Raw genomic sequence first — 18,192 nt, 5'->3', positions numbered from 1 at the left:
AGCACATCAGCCTGTTCGTCGCCGGGGTCAAGGATCAGATCGCGCTGAAGCTGATCGCCGCCAAGGGCAAGGTGCAGATGCAAGCGCAGAGCGACAGCATCGAGGTGACCGCGGACAAGGATGTGACCGTCACCGCCTGCAAGGGCAAGGTGGAAATCGCCGCCGGCCAGGAAATCCTGCTGACCAGCGGCGGCGGCTATATCCGGCTCAAGGGCGGCAATATCGAAGTGCACTGCCCGGGCGAAGTCAGCGTCAAGGGCGCCAGCCACGCGCTCACCGGCCCGGCCAGCATGCAAATACCTCTTCCCGCTCTGCCAAATAAAGACAGTTCATGGGTCAAAATCACGTCACATTACGATGACGAATGGAAAACGACTTGGCCACTTAGAAATATGAAGCTTGATGTTGCCGGAACGACGATCAGTAAAACTCTAAAAATAGATGGGCGAAAGGCATAACATGGCTGATAGCAAAAACACAAACAACCCTAAGCACGTCTATGTACATAACGATGGTGCGGCGGAGCTAACGGCCAAGCCACAAATTACTGAAAAAGAAATACACGATGAACGTCAAATAATTATTCAAGGCTTAGATGCTGCTTATCTCAACCTCACAGATACCATGAAGCCATTCCAAAAAGAATGGGACACAAATCCGATAGGTTCTCTAGCTGATGCGGCGTTAGCAGGAGCAAAAGCAGGGGTAAGTGGCTGGGGAGAAGATTTTGCTGAGCTTTTCCAAGCCGATACATGGATATCTTTAGGGGGGAAAGTTAAAGATGCCGCAGGAAATGCTTATGACACCACCAGTGTTTATGCAGTAGGTGTAAAGAACGACATATTCAATAGCGTTAATCGAACGGTTAAGCACATTGACAATCCAAGCGAGACTCTATTTAACTGGGCATGGTGGGAATCCGAATTAGACAAAGAGAAAAAAAATATTACAACGCAAGCAGAGGTACTAAAGGCACAAGCCGCATCCTATGCAAAAACTGCAAAAGATATTACGGATAAAACCAAAAAAATATATCAACACAGAAATGAAATATTAAACCTACCAAATCTAATTGCCGAAGGCGACCCCAAACCTATTCAGCGCTTTATTGACACTACATTAATGGATATTGATCCTGACTTAGCAAAGTCCATCAAAGATAGTGGCAATTTCCATATGGTCATAGAATTACTACAAGACCATGACAGCATCCTTTCCTACCTAACCTATGCCACTTTATGCTTCGAAGCAATACCACCGAATTTTTATGCATATCTAGCGGGAAAGGGAGCTGCGTATTTTCTGGCCGAGTTAATTCTGACTATTATTATGGCAATCTTTACACTCGGAGCGGGCTTGGCAGTTAGAGTCGCATCCCTTGTTGCACGAGTTGCCGCAAGCAGCGCCAAAGTGGCAAGCGTCATAAAAAAACTTGAGAATGCCAAAAAAGCCTTCGATGCTGTAATACGATTTATTGAAGATTTTTGTGATATCGCAGGACGACTACGTTCACTTGGTGACAAGCTAGTTGAAGCCAGATCACGTGGCATTAAAGTAAAAGGCTCGACAAAGACTACTATCGAAGCAGAGCGGAAAACCATAAAAAGAAATGGAAAGTGCGCATGCTGCCAAAGCGCATCACATCAAACACCTCGTGGAAGATTAGGAACAATTAATTATGCCTAATACAAATATGACAGGAAATATAAAAAAAGGAACCAAATATAGAGACTTGATGGCAAAAGAAACCGAAAAAAATAAAATGCCAAATCACCCTCGCCATTTTGGTATAAAAATGCAGGCCCATCACATAGTATCTGCAGAGGGAATTAGTCGAAGTAAAATTGGCGACTTATTAGTAAAATTTGGCTACGACATCAACGATCTATCTAATTTAACTTATATCCCAAGCACTCTACAAGGAGCCTGCCACTTGAGCGTCCAACCTCATAGGGGTGACCATAAAGCCCCCCTTGGGGGTACTAGTGCATTAGAAAGAGATGATGATGATTCACATCCAGTCACATACCATGATGCCATTGCAATGCGTGTGCTGGAGTTAAAAAAATACATGCATGAAAATTGCCCAGGTAAAAATCCTGCCGCACGCTCCATCTTGAAAAAAGACATGGAGGGAATTAGCAAGAATATGCTATTTCTGATTCAGAATGCACCAGCCAAAGCCAGACTTACCAATATTGCTGACTTTTTCCAACCAGGAGGAGTTGGCTGCAAAGGGGTAGATAATGTTGGACGATTTAAAGATGCCAAATCTTGTGCCGTTCATAGAAATCACCAACAAACCCAGAGCAACTCTCAAGAAAAAGAAAATATAACTCTCACCAAACCAATACCAAGGTACAACCTAAAAACGGGCATGTAACCATGAACAATTACGACTCCGAATATTACTTCATAAGTTATAAAAGCACAGAAAGTCGTCCTATTCTTGCCGCAGATGCTGACACAGCAACTCTTGCATACACCTCAGAGGCACTGCCACTAGGTGGACGGCCATTAAAGTTCCACAATGGTGCTGCCACTAGCAAAAACAAGCATCTATTCAGCAAGAAGCCTCCGGAAATTATATTTCACGGATCGGATATTGCAGTTGAAAATGAAATATATGAAAAGCTATCTTCTATTGAAATACCTAATTTAGTTTTACAACCAGCCATTTACATTGACCACAATGATGTCTGGCATGAAAACTATTGGTTTTTAACATTCACAAAAAAATTAGATTGCTGGGATCGAGATAAGTCCCTTTACGCCCCAGACCCTTTAACTGGCTTTGGCGATATTCGTTATGAAGTCATTAGCTATCACCTCAAAAAAGCAGTGCTTGACTTAATACCAATTTCAGAACGCAAACTTTTCAAAATGGGGGCGACCACTGAAGGCTGGCTTCTTGTACACAAAAGTATTGCAGGCCTGTTCAAAAAACCAGGAGCGGAACTGGTTCCTGTGAAGGAGTTTGGTACAACTTTCTTCCCATAAATCCCATGGCAAGGCGCAGTCTTGCGCCTTTTAACTGCGTCACAAGCTAACTACCAGCTCTTTAACAAAACAAACTGTTCAACGCAAATAATCCATACATCCAATATTATTGGAGACATGTTTTTAACGAATAGCAAATCCCTATTGCTACATGTTATTCAAACCAACTACCTCGCAGTCCCTTCCATTACAACTACGACAAAGCCGGCCAGCTGCAAACCCGCACCGACGCCAACGGCCACAGCCTGGCCTACAAATACGACAAGCTGGGCCGTCTGACCGCGCTGCGCAATGAAAACCACCGCCAGTATCTGTTCGAATACGACGCCGGCGACCAGTTGATTTCGGAAACCGGTTTTGACGGCAGCCCCACCCGCTATCACTACAACGCCGCCGGCCAGCTGGAAAAACAACAGGAAGGCGATGTCGCCACCCTCTACCGTTACGACGGCGCCGGCCGCCTGATCGAGCGCAGCGCGCCGGGCAGCCTGGAAAGCTTCGGCTACGACCCCGCCGGCCGGCTGTACCAGGCCAAGAACCGCTACGCCAGCCTGCGCTGGATTTACGACCCGGTGGGCAATGTCCTAGAAGAACACCACGGCTACAGCGTAGCCGGCGTCAAGGAAACCTACCGCTGGCAGCATGAGCATGACCCGTTGGGCAACCGCGTCGCCAGCGTGCGCCCGGACGGCCGCCGCGTGGACATCCTCAGCTACGGCAGCGGCCACGTGCACGGCCTACTGTTCGGCCAGCGCGACATCGTCAACCTGGAGCGCGACAAGCTGCACCGCGAAACCCAGCGCGTGCTGGGCAATGCGCTGCAACAGCACCAGAGCTACGACAAGGCCGGCCGCCTGGCCAGTCAGCGGCTGATGGGCTCCACCCAGTGGAACCGCCAATACCAGTACGACGTCGCCGGCCAGCTCACCGGCATCGCGGACAGCCGCGCCGGCCAGCTCAACTACCGCTACGACCCGGTGGGCCGCCTGCTGGAAGCCGCCACTCCCAAGGGCGTGGAAAGCTTCCGCTTCGACCCGGCCGGGAACCTGCTGGACAACGCCCCGGCCGCCGACGGCCACCAGGACAACAGCCTACTGGGCAACCTGCTCAGCCAGTACGCCGGCCGCCATTACCGCTACGACAGTCGCGGCAATCTGGTGGAAAAACGCGTCAACGGCGCGCTCACCAAACTGGAGTGGGACAGCCACAACCGTCTGTCCCGCCTGACCGCGCCGGACGGCCAGAACACCGACTACCACTACGACCCGCTGGGCCGCCGCATCGCCAAAACCCAGGCCGGCCAGACCACGCTTTACGGCTGGGACGGCGACGTGCTGGCCTTTGAAACCCGGGACGAACAAGCGGTGCACTACCTGTTTGAGCCGGACAGCTTCGTGCCGCTGGCCCAGGTCCACACCGAGGCCGTGCGCGGCGTCAAAGTGCCGCGCTGGAGCCAGCACCATCCCTACGACTCGGACCAGGACCCGCTGCGCAAGCCGGCGCCGGAACCCAGCGAACCAACGGCGGTGTACTACTACCATACCGACCACCTGGGCACCCCGCAGGCGCTGACCGACGAACAAGGCGCGCTGGCACTGGAAATGGACTACCAGGCCTGGGGGCAAGCGCGCGAAATCATCGCCGACGCCGCCAACAAGGCCGGCATCCGCAATCCCTTCCGCTTCCAAGGTCAGTACCAGGATGAAGAGTCCGGGCTGCACTACAACCGTTATCGCTACTATGATCCGGAGATTGGGCGGTTTATTTCGAGGGATCCGATTGGGTTGATGGGTGGAATAAATACTCACAGTTACGCACCGAACCCTCTTGAATGGGTAGACCCACTGGGGCTTGCCAAAAAGAAAACCAGTGCCAGCAAAAAACCAACTGCTAGTGCTTGTGAAAAATGCGATGACCCATGTGCTCCAAAAATTATATCACTCTCACCTAAAGAGGTTAATTTTGCGCAAATTAGTGTCAATCCAGGATTTGATACCCCTCAAGGGAAAGTTCCGATGCAGAGCGCCATTAGAAATGGCCCCGGTCAAGTAGCAAACTTTCCACCGATCAGTGTTATAAATGTCAAAGGACAGTGGGTCGCAAGAGATGGCAATAGCCGCTTATTGATTGCAAAAGAAACCAAGGCAAATAAGATAAACGCAATTGATGAAAGCAGTTGCTTAGACAAGGTTAAAGACTTAAATAGAAGACTAAAACTAAACGGACTGCCCAACCAAGGCACCCCCAAGAGCCCCAGGCATTAAAGCAAAATCATGAAAATCATTGAAATAGAACTTCCATTTTGGCAAAACCCTCAATTCCACATCATTACTGCACACCAAAAGAATATAGCGTACGCTATTTTTCAATGCTGGGATGATGATGCTGAACCAGAGCTACACCACTCAGGATGCGTCAAATTTACCGACGTTATTGCAACACAAGTACATAGCAAAACCAAGCCCTACCTCCCTGATGATTTTGAATATAGGTCATCCATATACGAAGCCATCGACTCTGACTGGGTCTCAGAACACATAAAATCCATCAAAGAATGGTCGCATGAGGATTTAGCAAAAGAAGACTACCATCATTACATTGTGAACAGTCACGACCATCAGCTATCCATTATTTGCAAAAACTTTACTGCTTATAAAACACCACTCATTTCAGAAATATCATTTTCGTTGCTCGGATTTGATGCAGAATAAGCAATTGTGAAATATAAATTTAGCCCACCAACGAGTTTCCCGCCAATAACTTTGAAAGTTTCTTGCCACACGTAAATATTGATCAACATGATTTTAAATTTCAATCGAAAAGCTTGTTAGTAGCAGGGATAAAAGCCTAATAGCCTGGTTCACACTGGGCTATGCACAGACATCAAAGTGCCACATTGAAGCCAGCGCCATCCCTACGACTCCGACCTAGACCAACCGTGCAAACCCGCGTCGGAACCCAGCGAACCGACGGCGGTGTACTCCTACCACACAGACCACCAGGGCACCCCGCAGGCGCTGACCGGCGAACAAGGCGCGCTGGCGCTGGAAATGGACTACCAGGCCTGGGGGCAAGCGGGGGAAATCATCACCGACGCCGCCAGAAAGACCGGCATCCGCTCCCCTTTCCAAGGCCAGTACCAAAAATCCTGGCGGCACTACAACCATCACCGCAACTATGACCCGGAGATTGGACGGGTTATTTCAAGGGGCCAACAGGGTTGGCCGTAACAGACTAAAGTGTGGCACAGTCAAGGCCACACAGTAAGCATCTGGGGAACAATTAAAATTAAGAGTGGATCTAAATTCAGGAAAACTAACTTGCGCATCACCTTCCATCCCCCAAAGGTCAAAACACGAAAGCAAAGCGATGAAAATATATAGTGTGTATACCACAGGGAAATGCGAAAACGCTCTGCTAGACCTGAAAGACCCCAACGGAGTCATTTTAGATCATTTTATGCTTGGAATAGAAAGTAATAATTTTAAAAATGGCCACCCATTAAATGTTACGGCCCAGTCTTTTTTCACCCCAGAAACCATAAAGAATTACGACTACTTTGAGCCCACAATGGCATTTCCAATTTTTTCAGACCATGCCATTAACAGTATTGGCGAAGTCATAAGCCCCCAAATGGAAATACACCCTTGCAGAATAAAAATAGGTGCACATACAATTGATGCCCATGCTGGAATAATACTAAACAGGAAAGCAGTTTTTGAGCGCGTTGACGATTATAAAATTCAAATCCAAAAAGATGCCAAAATCACTCAAGACGACCTCATCATAAGAGACATCAACAACCCACATATTTTTTTCACAACAGAATCATTCAAAACAATCTGCCAAACCCATAAGTTAAATATTAAATTTCAAGAATTTTCTTTAATGAAGTAAATGCAACCATACGATCCATCTGACACTCAACACCAAATACAGGAGATAAAATGACACAATATCTACCCCTTGGAATTAGTTCAGAGGAGCTGGATTTTCTGATCAAACATGGAGCAAAGCTCGACAAACGAAAAAAGCAGCAGATGCTCCAAGCTTATAGCTTTAAAGAAAGGCCATCGACGACCACTTTGATAGATTTTTTTGGAAAACTTGACATTTCACCAGCCCAAGATTATTTAGAGTTTTTGTCAAAACACAATGGAGGCAAGCCAGAGCCGAGCTCCATAAAAACAAAAACAAAAAGCATCTCCATACAGTACTTTTATGCGCATTCTACCCCATTAGCTTCTTGCACCCTTGATTATGCAATAACGATGTATGAAGACCGCATTCCTCTTGGATACATTCCCATTGCACATGACTCAAGTGGTAGTTTGCTTCTTTTAAGCTGCACCGATGATAACAAAGGGGAAATATATTATTGGGATCACAACAATGAAGCAGACTGCTCGGAAGAGCCTTTTTTTGGCAACATGACAAAGATTGCGACAAACTTTACTGATTTGGACCGTATGTTTCAGTAGCCTACAAACCCAAAATTAATCAAAAAAACACATTACCCACAATAAGTTTTAAATTTTGATCAAAGCAAAATAGCTCTGTTTAACCCGAAGTGCCACCAACACTTTACCAAACAGATAATTATCTACTGGAGCAACGTACTGGACTTTAAAACTAGGTACGAGCAGGCGGCCATATCCTGTTCGTACCTAGCCTCTGCACCAGCCCCACAAGCCGTGCGCAGCGTCAACATGCCGAGCTGGGGCTAACCTCTACGACTCAGACCTGGCCCCCAAGCAAGCATTGGAACCCAGCGAACCGGCGGCAGCGTACTACTACCACACCTACCATCTGGACACTCCTCAGGCTCTGACCAACGAGCAAAGCGCGCTGGTGCTGGAAATAGACTACCTTGCCTGGGGCTAGACGCGATAAATCATCACCCACACCCCTAATAAGAACGACATCTGCCGCCGCTTACAGCATCAGCAAGAAGCGATACAGGAAGGATCGAATAGATTCAAAAAAGGCTGCAAAACTTAAAGCAAGGAAGCACCATGATCCCAAGTTCTGTAGAAAAATTTTTAGCCTCTAGAAAAGTTAATGTTTTTCGCACCAACCCTGCATCTGCGGCTACCGCGTTAAAAAACCTTGGTGTAAGTGAAGACTCTCAGCTTGGAGAGTTTTATCTAAAATACCAGGGGGTATTTATCAGCCCCAAAGACGAACCAGAGCTACTCGACATTGACGACGTAGCAATCCCAGCAATACCAGATCAAACTGAATACATCAAAGACGTACACGAGATACCAGATAACTATCTCGCCTTGACAACAGATGAAAGTGAAGGCATGTATCTTTATGACAAAAATAATGAAGCCGTTTTGGATGTAAATTTCGAGGACATCTATCTATTAAAGCAAGGCGCTCTTTCTGCGAAATGGAAAGACTTCAATAGCTTTATAAGCTGGTACTTCTCTTGATGGTTAGATTTGCTTTTGCAAACAATCCAGCACAATAAAAACCTACAGGTGATGCACTCTCAGTTTGAACCGGACAGCTTCGTGCCGCTGGCCCAAGTCCACACCGAAGCCGTGCGTGGCGTCAAAGTGCCCAACTGGGGCCAGTACCGCCTAACCCGCTTCGCAAGCCCACTCCGGACCCGACTGGACCAACAGCAGCGTACTACTACCAAACCTGCCACCTAGGCACCCCGCAAGCTCTGACCGACAAGCAAGGTGCGCTGTCGTTGGAAATGGACGATCAGGCAGAGAGTCATGCGCGCGAAATCATTGCCGACGCAGCCAACACGGCCGACACTGGCAATCCCTGATCGGCATCAGAGCAAGGAGTTCTGAGCTGCACGACAACATCCAGAGATCAGGCGCTTTATTTCAATTGAGTTGCCAGGGGATATAAATATCCACAACCATGCCCCAAACCTAATAGAATGGATTGGCCAATTTGGTTTAACATTGCAGAGAATCTACAGTACAAAAGGAACTTTAGCGGAAAGAACAAGCTATAGAAAGTGTTCAGAATGAAAAAAGAAATACTTCATACCCTATTTCAAACACTTGATACGATATCTTTTTTTGAGAATTTCGACACTGAAGAAACAGATATCAACATCGATGCGACCCTGTGCAAAGGAGTTGCCATTTTTGAAAAATCGATTCACTCAGAAGAGTGGGAGGACATTAGAGCAGAAGCCGCAGCACAACTAAGCACAATGCTCAACAAAAAATTCCAAAATCAGTATCAGGAATGGAATACAGTCGCTAAAGAAGCTCGTCAATATTTTAACGAAAAAACAGAACCAAAACTGAAGCCATTCGAAGACACACATGGATTAAAAAATCTCAATGACGATATCGGATATGACATCGTACACATCATCATTGAGGGATACTTCACAAAACGTGTTGGCATAAAGAAAATGCTTTTCAGTCGTCTACTTGACATATACAAATTTGGGAAAATCCCTTGCGGGTACTCAAAGAGTCGTGAAGACGACTTTATTCGACCAACAGGAAAAATAATTTACCTTTAGGCCATTAATTAATGTCACCACCAAAAGTCTTTTCTCCGTAGACATGAAGAACACTTTTCCAGGCATTGAGCACGCCATCAGTACGAGGCAAAATCTAACCAGGGAACTAGCCTCATTAAAAAATGACACAGATGCACTTAACGCTACCGTTCACTTAGTAAGCAATATCACAGAATGGAAGTACTCCCGCGGCATACTCTATACTCCAGAACGTTTCTTCAACGAGCTCTTAGAAGAAAACCCGGGAAAACCGCTACAGAAGAAGTTCACATCGCCATTAGAAGCTAGAAAAAATGGCGTTGAAAGCGCGGGCTTCATCGATGACAGGCTTGTGTTAACAATAGATTCTGAGAAAGAAGACCCTGACTTTGCAAGGTTAACCGCAAACCTCATATCATACAAAAATTCTGAAATCATTATTCGCCGAGCGCATCATTATGACTTCACTGACAAGCCAGGCAAAAAGCCCGAGCTTGTTTCTCTGACAGCCATTAAAAAACTATCCAGCGATCTAGAAGTAAGCGTAGGCATATCAACACGGGGCGACTACGGTTTTAAGGCATTCTCCTTTAATGAAAAAAATTTAGTCGAGCATATTTACGTGCAGGGATCCAGACATCAAAACCCTATCCGTTATGACTTACACTACACTGATGATAATCAAGTAGAAAGCATTACAACCAAGGAAAGGGATGGCGCCCCTGACATCATCACATGGAAAAACAAGCACATTTAAAATTTAATGCACCGACAAAATAGGCCAACAGTCATTTAAATAGATTTCGATTTGAAAAATTACATCAACGCATTTCTATGCTTGAGTGCTACCTAGCACCGAACACCCCATACGCGCGAACAGATGTTTTATGTATGCTAGCATCGAGGAAAGTCCATGGCCAACATAGATGAGGTTTGGATTGATCACATCACCACCTTAATATTAAATGCCAGATCAAATACTGGCATCACAGACATAGAAATCAACCAAGCCATTAGCAGCACAAACCAGTTAATTACAAACTATAAAGGCAAAAAATATTTGCCGATGGCGATTGTAAATGTTCTTATTGACATGCAAGCCAGCCTGATAACAAGCGCGGACTGGCATAAGAATGAGAAGAAACAAGCAGCGATGTCAGAGGCCATATACAAAACAGCTTTACTTCTCTCCGACTTGGCAAGAGAGATCACGGTTTGAACAAAAGCATCTACAAACAGCATCAATATCAATCTAGATGAATTTCTATTCAAAATAATTTGCTCCACCTCCGTCTCAACCACCTAGCCCTCCACGGGCATTGCCCGACGCGCAAGGACGCGAAGCTAGAAATGGACTACGAGGCCTGGAGTCAGGCACAGAGAATCGTAGCGGCGACATCAATCCGCTGGCGCAAAAGGCAGACTCGTCCTGCGGCCGCCTGATGCACAAAAACCGAACCAAACCCAAGCCGTAATAAGCCCAAAGCCCCATCCGGGGCTTTGAGCATTTGGAAGGATTAAGCCAGTTCCTGCATTTGCATCGTGGTCTGCTGCAAGCGGCGGGCGAAGGGCTCCAGCAGGCAATACAGCTGCTCGCACTTCAGTGTGTCCAAGTTGGGTTGGTCCAGCATGGTAACAAGCGCGCTCAAGGCATGGCTGACCTGGCCGAGTTCCAGGCAGATCAGTTGGGCGCTGTGATGGAAGCGCTCGTCGTATTCGTCAAGCTGCGGCAACAGCGGGTCAATCGGGTGTAGTGAGGGATTTTGCCGACGCAAGCTTTTCAGCAGGGACAGCAAAGTTGACAGCGATGGGCTGTGGAGGGTTTGAGTGGCGCTAGTCATGGCAACTCCTTCTTGAGCTTTATGCCCGCCCTCCGACGCTAAGCGGAGGCGGCGGGGACATGGCAGGATTAGCGTTACCGGCAAGAAGGATCCGGCGCGTGCAAGCACGCTCCCACCATGACCCGCCTGAGAGTAGACGCATCTATGGTGTGTTCGGACATGGGATGCCGCATGTGCGGCTGTCCGCCTTCTTGCCTCGGAACGCTAATTCCGGTGCTGATGCACAGCACGGCCGGATTATCACGTGCTTGGGGCCGGGAGGCAAGGCGCTGGCGTCGTTCCGCGGCACCCTCCCAGATAGACGCTAGCACAACGGCGGCGATGAGCCCCCCGCTTTACGGCGAATACGGCGCTAGGCAGGCCTTTTCAATCCCTATAACCACGCCCCTTCCCCTGGATTTGACCTACGCCCGCCCGTCCCCTCCCCCATCTGTCACACCAGCATGAAGTCTGCTACGCTGCCTATCCATTTCGACTCTGCGTCCTGCAGGATTTCATCATGCTCAAGTTTGATGTTCTGATCATCGGCAGCGGTCTGGCCGGGATGACCTTGGCCTTGCACCTGGCGGAAAGCCGCAAGGTGGGCCTGATTACCAAGCGCGATTTGCTGGAAGGCAGTTCCACTTACGCCCAGGGCGGCATCGCCGCGGTGCTGGACACCGAGGATTCGGTGGAGGAACACATCCGCGATACGCTGATTGCCGGCGCAGGGCTGTGCAATGAGGAGACCACGCGCTTCATCGTCGAGCATTCCAAGGAAGCCATTGATTGGCTGATTGCGCTGGGCGTGCCTTTCACCAAGGATGAAACCCACCGCACCGGTTATCACCTGACCCGCGAGGGTGGCCACAGCCACCGCCGCATCATCCACGCCGCGGACGCCACCGGCGCGGCGGTGACCAGCACGCTGGGGCAGAAGATCAAGGCCCACCCCAATATCACGGAGCTGGAAGAGCATATCGCCATCGATCTGATCACCTCGCGCAAGCTGGGCCTGCCCGGCAACCGCGCCTACGGGGTGTACGCGCTGGACAAGCTGGCGGATCAGGTGGTGACCATCGCCGCCAAGCACACCATTCTGGCCTCCGGCGGCGCCGGCAAGGTTTACCTGTACACCACCAACCCGGACACCGCCACCGGCGACGGCATCGCCATGGGCTGGCGCGCCGGCTGCCGGGTGGGGAATATGGAATTCATGCAGTTCCACCCCACTTGCCTGTATCACCCGCACAGCAAGTCCTTTCTGATCACCGAGGCGGTGCGCGGCGAGGGGGGCATCCTGAAGCTGCCGGACGGCACCCGCTTTATGCCGGAGCACGATCCGCGCGCCGAGCTGGCGCCGCGCGACGTGGTGGCGCGCGCCATCGACTTTGAGATGAAGAAGCACGGCCTGGACTGCGTCTACCTGGACATTTCCTACAAGCCGGCCCATTTCATCCGCGAGCATTTCCCCAATATCTACGCCCATTGCCTGGAGCTGGGCATAGACATCACCCAACAGCCCATCCCGGTGGTGCCGGCGGTGCATTTCACCTGCGGCGGCCTGGTCACGGACCTGACCGGCCACACCGATGTGGACGCGCTGTACGCGGTGGGCGAAGTGGCCTGCACCGGCCTGCACGGGGCCAACCGGCTGGCCAGCAATTCCTTGCTGGAATGTCTGGTGATAGGCAAGGCGGCGGCGGCGGACATCCTGGCCGCGCCGGAAATCAAGCTGCCCAAGATCCCGGACTGGGACGACAGCCAGGTGACGGACCCGGACGAGGAGGTGGTGATTTCCCACAACTGGGACGAGCTGCGCCGGGCGATGTGGGACTATGTGGGCATTGTGCGTACCAATAAGCGGCTGATGCGGGCGCAAAACCGCATCCGCCTGCTGTCCGAGGAGATCAACGAGTATTACCGCCATTTCCACGTCAGCAACGATCTGATCGAGCTGCGCAATCTGGTGCAGACTTCGGAGCTGATCGTGCGTTCGGCGCTGCTGCGCAAGGAGAGCCGCGGCCTGCACTACAGCCGCGACTATCCGGAGAAGCTGGAGCTGGCGCAGGAGACCATCCTGACGCCGGAGGCCCCGGCGCAAGCCGATGGAGCATGAGCGGCAGTTAGTGGCTTTGCTGCGCGGGCAGCCGTGGCTGATGGAGGCGCTTGGCGCTGGGCGCGCCTTGGGCCTATCCTCCTGGGCCATCGGCGCCGGAGCCATCCGCAGCCTGGTTTGGGACCGGCTGTGCGGCCATGCACGGCCCACACCTATCCCGGACATAGATCTGGTTTACTTCGACCCCGCGGACTTAAGCCCAGAGCGCGAGCATCAATTGGAAGCCCAATTGCGCACTGCGCTGCCAAGCTTGAACTGGGAAGTCTGCAATCAGGCGGCGGTGCACCTCTGGCGCGAACAGGAGCCGGGCCGCCCCTTGCCGCCATTACAAAGCCTGGCGGACGGGGTGGCTAGTTGGCCGGAAACCGCCACTTCCGTGGCGGCCTGGCTGGATGAGGAAGACCGCGTGCGGATTCTGGCTCCCTGCGGTCTGGACGATTTAATGAACGGCGTGTTGCGCCATAATCCCAGGCATGGCAACGCCGCCGTGTTTGAGCGCAGGCTGATGGACAAGCAGTTTTTGCAGCGCTGGCCAGCGCTGCGGCGGCTCCCCGCCCGGGACTACACGCCGCCCAAGTAATCCATCTTGCCCAGCGCCACGCCGTTGTGGCGCAGGATGGCGTAGGCGGCGGTGAGGTGGAAGTAGAAGTTGGGCAGCACAAAGCCCAGCAGATAGTTCTGTCCGCTGAAGCGGATCTCGTCGCCGCGCACTTTCAGCACCACTTCCCGCGTTTCGCTGCCGTCGATCTGCGCAGCGTTAAAACCCTGCAAAAACGCCACGGTCTTGGCGATGCGCTGTTGCAAATCGGCAAAGCTGGCTTCGTCGTCGGCGTAGCTGGGCACGTCGACGCCCGCCAGCCGCGCGGCGCAGCCTTTGGCGCTGTCGCTGGCGATCTGCACCTGGCGCGTCAGCGCGAACATGTCCGGCGCCAGCCGGGCGTTCAGCAGCACATCCGGCGCGATGTTGCGCGCGGCGGCGTCGGCGGCGGCCTTGTCCAGGATGGCGGACAGATTGTTCAGGCCCCGGATCAGCGCCGGGACGGAGGCTTGGTACATGGAAACGGACATGGCGGGCTCCTGTCGGATGCGGGAAGGCGGGCGCGGCGGACATTCCGGCGCGCCGCCACAGCATAAGCCAATCCGCCGCCGGGAAACAGACGCGGACCCGGCAGCGGCTTATTCAAAACGGGCCTTCACCGCCCCCATCCGCCGCCTGCCCTCTCTGTCCCATGCGGAGGCGCGGAGGCAGGGCCCTCACTTGGCCAGCGGCAGGGTGAACCAGAACGCGCAGCCGCCGGCCACGGTGCTGTTGGCGCCGAATTCGCCGCGGTGGAATTCAACAATGGACCGGCAGATGTTCAGGCCTATGCCCATGCCTTCCGGCTTGGTGGAGTAGAACGGGGTGAACAGATTGCTCTTCATCGCCTCGGACAGGCCGGGGCCGTTGTCCACCACTTCCACCCGCCAGAAGGCGGTGCCGATGGAGGTGCGGACCTTGACCCTGGGCCGCTTGGTCTGCGCTTCCTGCATCGCTTCAATGGCGTTTTTCATCAGATTGAGCAGCACTTGCTCGATCAGCACCGGGTCCATGTCCAGCAGGCAGCCTGCCGGGTCTTGTTCCACCTGCAGCTTGACCCCGGCTTTGACCGCCAGGCCTTCCGCCAGGCCAACGGCGCGCAGCACCACCGGCCCCGGTTCCACGCGCTGCAATTGCGGCTCGTGCTTTTTGACGAAGGCGCGGATGCTGCTGACGATCTGGGCGGCGCGCTTGGCCTGTCCGGCGATTTCCTGGATCGCTTCGCGCACGCCGGCCGGCAGTTCCAGTTCCGCCGGCAGCCGGCGGCTGACGCCGGCGGCGTAGGTGTTGATGGCGGTCAGCGGCTGGTTCAGTTCATGCGCTAGCGTGGAGGCCATTTCGCCCATGGCGATCAGGCGCGAGGTGTTTTGCAGCCGTTCCTGCTGCGCCAGTTCCCGCCCTTCGCGCGCCTTGTCTTCGCTGACGTCGGCCAGGATGGCCAGCCAGGCGGATTCGCCGTTCACCCAGTCGATGCGGCGGCGGTGCATCTGGAACCAGCTGCCGCCGCCGTCGGTGGTGAATTCCAGGCCGTACTCGTCTTGTTCCGGCTGTTCCTGCAGGCCGGGCAGCAGCACGCAGCAGGGGCCGTCCGGCTCCACCGTCAGCCATAGCCGGGCAAACGCCGGATTGGCATACAGCAACAGGCCGCCGCTTTCTTCCATCACGCAGACGCCGGCCACCAGGCCGTTGAGCACGGTGAGGAAGCGCTGATGGGAGGCGTTGAGCGCCAGCCGCTGCCGCTTGCGCTCGGTGATGTCGAACAGGGACGCGATCCAGCCGCGCTGGCTGCCGTCGGCTTCCACCAACGGGGTGGCGTAGAGCCGCACTTCGATGAATTCGCCGTCCTTGCGCGCAAAGCGCAGTTCGAAGCCCTCTTCCGGCTGACGGTTGTCGCGCACCGCGGCGATCGCCGCGGTCATGGCCGCGTGGTCATCCTCCGGCCAGAACGGATGCGGCGGCGCCTGACCCACCAGTTCGTCCGCGCCGAAGCCCAACATGTCGCAGAAGGCGCGGTTGACGCGCACGATGCGCCCTTCGTCCTCCAAAGCCACCAGGCCGCTTTTCATGCAGTCTTCTATCGCCTGGCGCAAGGACACTTCCTTGGCCAGCGCCTGTTCCGCGTGCGCGCGTTCGCGCACATGGCGGCGGATGCGCCAGGCAGCGTACAAGAGCGCGCTGACCAGCAGCGCGATCAGGCCGGACAGCACCGGCAGGGTCAGCCCCAGGCCGGCGCGGTAGCTGGTCGCGTGCAGATAGAGGCCGTAGCCGGGGGGATCGAAGCTGGTCTGATGCGAGAGGGTGCCGGGACGCTCCGCCGGATCGAACTTGCTGGCCAGGATTTTGCCGCTCAAATCCTGGATGCTGATGTAGTTCTTGGAGGCGATCCACCACGGCACCTGGTTGAACAACAGCAGGTCCATCTGATAAGCCAGCCTCAGCCCGCCCAGGGGTTTGCCGTCGTGGACGATGGGCACGGCCAGATCGAAGCGGTATTTGCCGTCGCCGCCCTGATAGGGTTCGCCGTAACTGGGCCGCAGCAGGCGGTTGGCGCGCCACAGCGCGTCGAAGGTTTCTCCGGTCAGCACGCTGCCGTCGCGGCGGGTGCCGTGCTGGTCGCGCACCACCCTGCCGTCCACGTCCACCTGCTCGATGCTCAGCAGTTCCGGGTTGCCCCGCAGGTAAAACGCGGCTTGCCGGGCAAAACGCTGGCTGTCGATATTGCCGTCCTCGATTTCCCGGCCCAGATTTTCAGCCCATTCCTGCTGCCCTTCCAGATACATGCGCAAGGACTGCTCCAGCCACAGCACTTCCTGGATCAGATTGTCTTGCTGCTCGTCGCGCCAGTCCCGGTAAACCAGGTAGAACAGGCTGCCCAGCGCCAACAGCAGGGCCAGCAACAGCGCGCCGGCGCTGAGCCAGAGCATGCCGGGGGAACGGCGCGACAATAAATTTTTTATCTGCATGGCATTCTAGGGAAAGCCCTAATGCGGAAGTCCCTAATAGTTGAAAGAAATAGGAAATCCTACTTTACACGGAACAAGCAGACTGTCCACAAGGACAGCGCATAAGGAAAAACCGCCCACGGCGCCGGCCAAATCGCTTTTGCCGGCCATAAAATGCCAAGGGATTGGTGGATTCCATACAACACTATACAAGTACGATGGAGATAGAGAATGAAACTGAAGACTGCCGCCGTGGCCCTCTGCGCCGCGTTCGCCTTGTCCGGCGTTGCCAACGCCGCCGGCGAGATCCTCATCAAATTCAGCCATGTGGTGTCTCCGGACACCCCCAAGGGCAAAGCCGCCGAATATTTCAAGAAACTGGCTGAGGAACGCACCAAGGGCAAGGTCAAGGTGCAAGTGTATCCCAACAGCCAGTTGTACAAGGACAAGGAAGAACTGGAGGCGCTGCAGCTGGGCGCGGTGCAGATGCTGGCGCCCAGCCTGGCCAAGTTCGGCCCGCTGGGGGTCAAGGAGTTCGAGGTCTTCGATCTGCCCTATCTGTTCGACAACTACGACCAGGTCAACAAGGTGATGCACGGCCCCATCGGCAAGCAGTTGCTGGGCAAGCTGGAGGGCAAGGGCATCAAGGGCCTGGCCTATTGGGACAACGGCTTTAAGAACTTCTCCGCCAACAAGCCCATCCGCACCCCGGCCGACCTCAAGGGCATGAAGATCCGCATCCAGTCGTCCAAGGTGCTGGAAGAGGAAATGCGCACCCTGGGCGCGCTGCCGCAAGTGATGGCTTTCTCCGAGGTGTATCAGGCGCTGCAGACCGGCGTGGTGGACGGCACCGAGCTGGAAGCGTCCAATCTGTACACCAGCAAGGCCTATGAGGTGCAAAAACAGCTGACGCTGACCCAGCACGGCTTCCTCGGCTACGCCGTCATCGTCAATAAGAAGTTCTGGGACGGCCTGCCGGCCGACGTGCGCGCCCAGCTGGACAGCGCGATCCGCGATGCGTCCACCTACGCCAACGATATCGCCAAGAAGGAAAACGAACGCGCGCTGGCCGGCATCAAGGCTTCCGGCAAAACCCAGATCTACACCCCCACTCCGCAGGAACGCAGCGCCTTCAAAAAGGCGTTGGCGCCGGTCCACGCCAAGATGGCCGGCCGCATTGGCCAGGATCTGCTAAACCAGATCTATAAAGAAACCGGTTTCAATCCGGCCAAATAAAGCCAGCC

Annotated in this window: 21 protein-coding genes; 18 read left to right on the top strand and 3 right to left on the bottom strand. The window is 53.3% G+C overall.

From position 1 onward, the window contains the following. From ACODRW_RS23040 to ACODRW_RS22970, 15 genes are all read left to right on the top strand, one after another. A partial coding sequence (locus ACODRW_RS23040; RefSeq protein WP_488906773.1) for a DUF2345 domain-containing protein occupies window positions 1–458 on the top strand: 458 nt, incomplete at its 5' end. Between the two features lies 1 nt (window position 459). Then, window positions 460–1,686 carry a hypothetical protein gene (locus ACODRW_RS23035; RefSeq protein ID WP_488906772.1) on the top strand — a complete coding sequence of 409 codons (1,227 nt, stop codon included), beginning with the start codon at window positions 460–462 and terminating at the stop codon, window positions 1,684–1,686. Beyond that, window positions 1,679–2,383, top strand: a complete 705-nt coding sequence (locus tag ACODRW_RS23030) for an AHH domain-containing protein (RefSeq protein WP_488906771.1) — start codon at window positions 1,679–1,681, stop codon at window positions 2,381–2,383. Before ACODRW_RS23035 ends, ACODRW_RS23030 begins: the two co-directional genes overlap by 8 nt. Before the next feature lie 2 nt (window positions 2,384–2,385). After that, on the top strand, window positions 2,386–3,000 hold the full coding sequence (locus ACODRW_RS23025) for a hypothetical protein (protein ID WP_488906770.1): 615 nt from the start codon (window positions 2,386–2,388) through the stop codon (window positions 2,998–3,000). 137 nt (window positions 3,001–3,137) lie between these two features. Beyond that, complete coding sequence (locus ACODRW_RS23020) at window positions 3,138–5,264, top strand: RHS repeat-associated core domain-containing protein (protein WP_488906774.1); 2,127 nt, start codon at window positions 3,138–3,140, stop codon at window positions 5,262–5,264. A 9-nt stretch (window positions 5,265–5,273) separates the two neighbouring features. Continuing rightward, window positions 5,274–5,711 carry a hypothetical protein gene (locus ACODRW_RS23015; protein WP_488906769.1) on the top strand — a complete coding sequence of 146 codons (438 nt, stop codon included), beginning with the start codon at window positions 5,274–5,276 and terminating at the stop codon, window positions 5,709–5,711. A 264-nt stretch (window positions 5,712–5,975) separates the two neighbouring features. Further along, the gene (locus ACODRW_RS23010; protein WP_488906768.1) at window positions 5,976–6,230 is read left to right on the top strand and encodes an RHS domain-containing protein; all 255 of its coding nucleotides are present in this window, start codon (window positions 5,976–5,978) and stop codon (window positions 6,228–6,230) included. A gap of 139 nt (window positions 6,231–6,369) precedes the next feature. Beyond that, on the top strand, window positions 6,370–6,897 hold the full coding sequence (locus ACODRW_RS23005) for a hypothetical protein (protein ID WP_488906767.1): 528 nt from the start codon (window positions 6,370–6,372) through the stop codon (window positions 6,895–6,897). Window positions 6,898–6,947: 50 nt separating this feature from the next. After that, window positions 6,948–7,481, top strand: coding sequence for an SMI1/KNR4 family protein (locus ACODRW_RS23000; protein WP_488906766.1), 534 nt, complete (start codon window positions 6,948–6,950; stop codon window positions 7,479–7,481). A gap of 280 nt (window positions 7,482–7,761) precedes the next feature. Further along, window positions 7,762–7,884, top strand: a complete 123-nt coding sequence (locus ACODRW_RS22995; protein WP_486636479.1) for a hypothetical protein — start codon at window positions 7,762–7,764, stop codon at window positions 7,882–7,884. A 131-nt stretch (window positions 7,885–8,015) separates the two neighbouring features. Beyond that, window positions 8,016–8,441, top strand: coding sequence for an SMI1/KNR4 family protein (locus tag ACODRW_RS22990; protein WP_488906765.1), 426 nt, complete (start codon window positions 8,016–8,018; stop codon window positions 8,439–8,441). Between the two features lie 134 nt (window positions 8,442–8,575). Beyond that, window positions 8,576–8,791, top strand: a complete 216-nt coding sequence (locus tag ACODRW_RS22985) for an RHS domain-containing protein (RefSeq protein WP_486637339.1) — start codon at window positions 8,576–8,578, stop codon at window positions 8,789–8,791. Between the two features lie 207 nt (window positions 8,792–8,998). Further along, window positions 8,999–9,511 (top strand): hypothetical protein, encoded by a 513-nt coding sequence (locus tag ACODRW_RS22980; protein ID WP_488906764.1) that lies wholly within the window; start codon window positions 8,999–9,001, stop codon window positions 9,509–9,511. Window positions 9,512–9,554: 43 nt separating this feature from the next. Then, the gene (locus ACODRW_RS22975) at window positions 9,555–10,247 is read left to right on the top strand and encodes a hypothetical protein (RefSeq protein ID WP_488906763.1); all 693 of its coding nucleotides are present in this window, start codon (window positions 9,555–9,557) and stop codon (window positions 10,245–10,247) included. 156 nt (window positions 10,248–10,403) lie between these two features. Further along, on the top strand, window positions 10,404–10,709 hold the full coding sequence (locus ACODRW_RS22970; RefSeq protein ID WP_486636475.1) for a hypothetical protein: 306 nt from the start codon (window positions 10,404–10,406) through the stop codon (window positions 10,707–10,709). A gap of 298 nt (window positions 10,710–11,007) precedes the next feature. Here ACODRW_RS22970 and ACODRW_RS22965 read toward each other — a convergent pair whose 3' ends face one another. Further along, window positions 11,008–11,331 carry a DUF1484 family protein gene (locus ACODRW_RS22965; RefSeq protein WP_488906762.1) on the bottom strand — a complete coding sequence of 108 codons (324 nt, stop codon included), beginning with the start codon at window positions 11,329–11,331 and terminating at the stop codon, window positions 11,008–11,010. A 499-nt stretch (window positions 11,332–11,830) separates the two neighbouring features. On the opposite strand from ACODRW_RS22965, the gene nadB reads away from it, so the two are divergent. Beyond that, on the top strand, window positions 11,831–13,429 hold the full coding sequence (gene nadB, locus ACODRW_RS22960; protein WP_235084688.1) for an L-aspartate oxidase: 1,599 nt from the start codon (window positions 11,831–11,833) through the stop codon (window positions 13,427–13,429). Window positions 13,430–13,439: 10 nt separating this feature from the next. After that, window positions 13,440–14,009, top strand: a complete 570-nt coding sequence (locus ACODRW_RS22955) for a nucleotidyltransferase family protein (RefSeq protein WP_488906761.1) — start codon at window positions 13,440–13,442, stop codon at window positions 14,007–14,009. On the opposite strand, the gene ACODRW_RS22950 is transcribed toward ACODRW_RS22955, so the two are convergent. Together ACODRW_RS22950 and ACODRW_RS22945 are read right to left on the bottom strand one after the other, a co-directional pair. Continuing rightward, window positions 13,991–14,497: a DUF1993 domain-containing protein gene (locus ACODRW_RS22950; protein WP_081548533.1), complete on the bottom strand. Its 507-nt coding sequence runs from the start codon at window positions 14,495–14,497 to the stop codon at window positions 13,991–13,993. The genes ACODRW_RS22955 and ACODRW_RS22950 overlap by 19 nt on opposite strands. Before the next feature lie 186 nt (window positions 14,498–14,683). Continuing rightward, window positions 14,684–16,969: a PAS domain S-box protein gene (locus tag ACODRW_RS22945; RefSeq protein ID WP_233246740.1), complete on the bottom strand. Its 2,286-nt coding sequence runs from the start codon at window positions 16,967–16,969 to the stop codon at window positions 14,684–14,686. Window positions 16,970–17,179: 210 nt separating this feature from the next. On the opposite strand from ACODRW_RS22945, the gene ACODRW_RS22940 reads away from it, so the two are divergent. Further along, window positions 17,180–18,184, top strand: coding sequence for a TRAP transporter substrate-binding protein (locus tag ACODRW_RS22940; protein ID WP_488906760.1), 1,005 nt, complete (start codon window positions 17,180–17,182; stop codon window positions 18,182–18,184). Window positions 18,185–18,192 lie beyond the last annotated feature (8 nt).

The sequence above is a fragment of the Chromobacterium sp. FG89 genome (assembly GCF_057808735.1).
The sequence above is the reverse complement of the archived record's forward strand: the minus strand, read 5'-3'. Positions and strand labels throughout refer to the sequence as shown.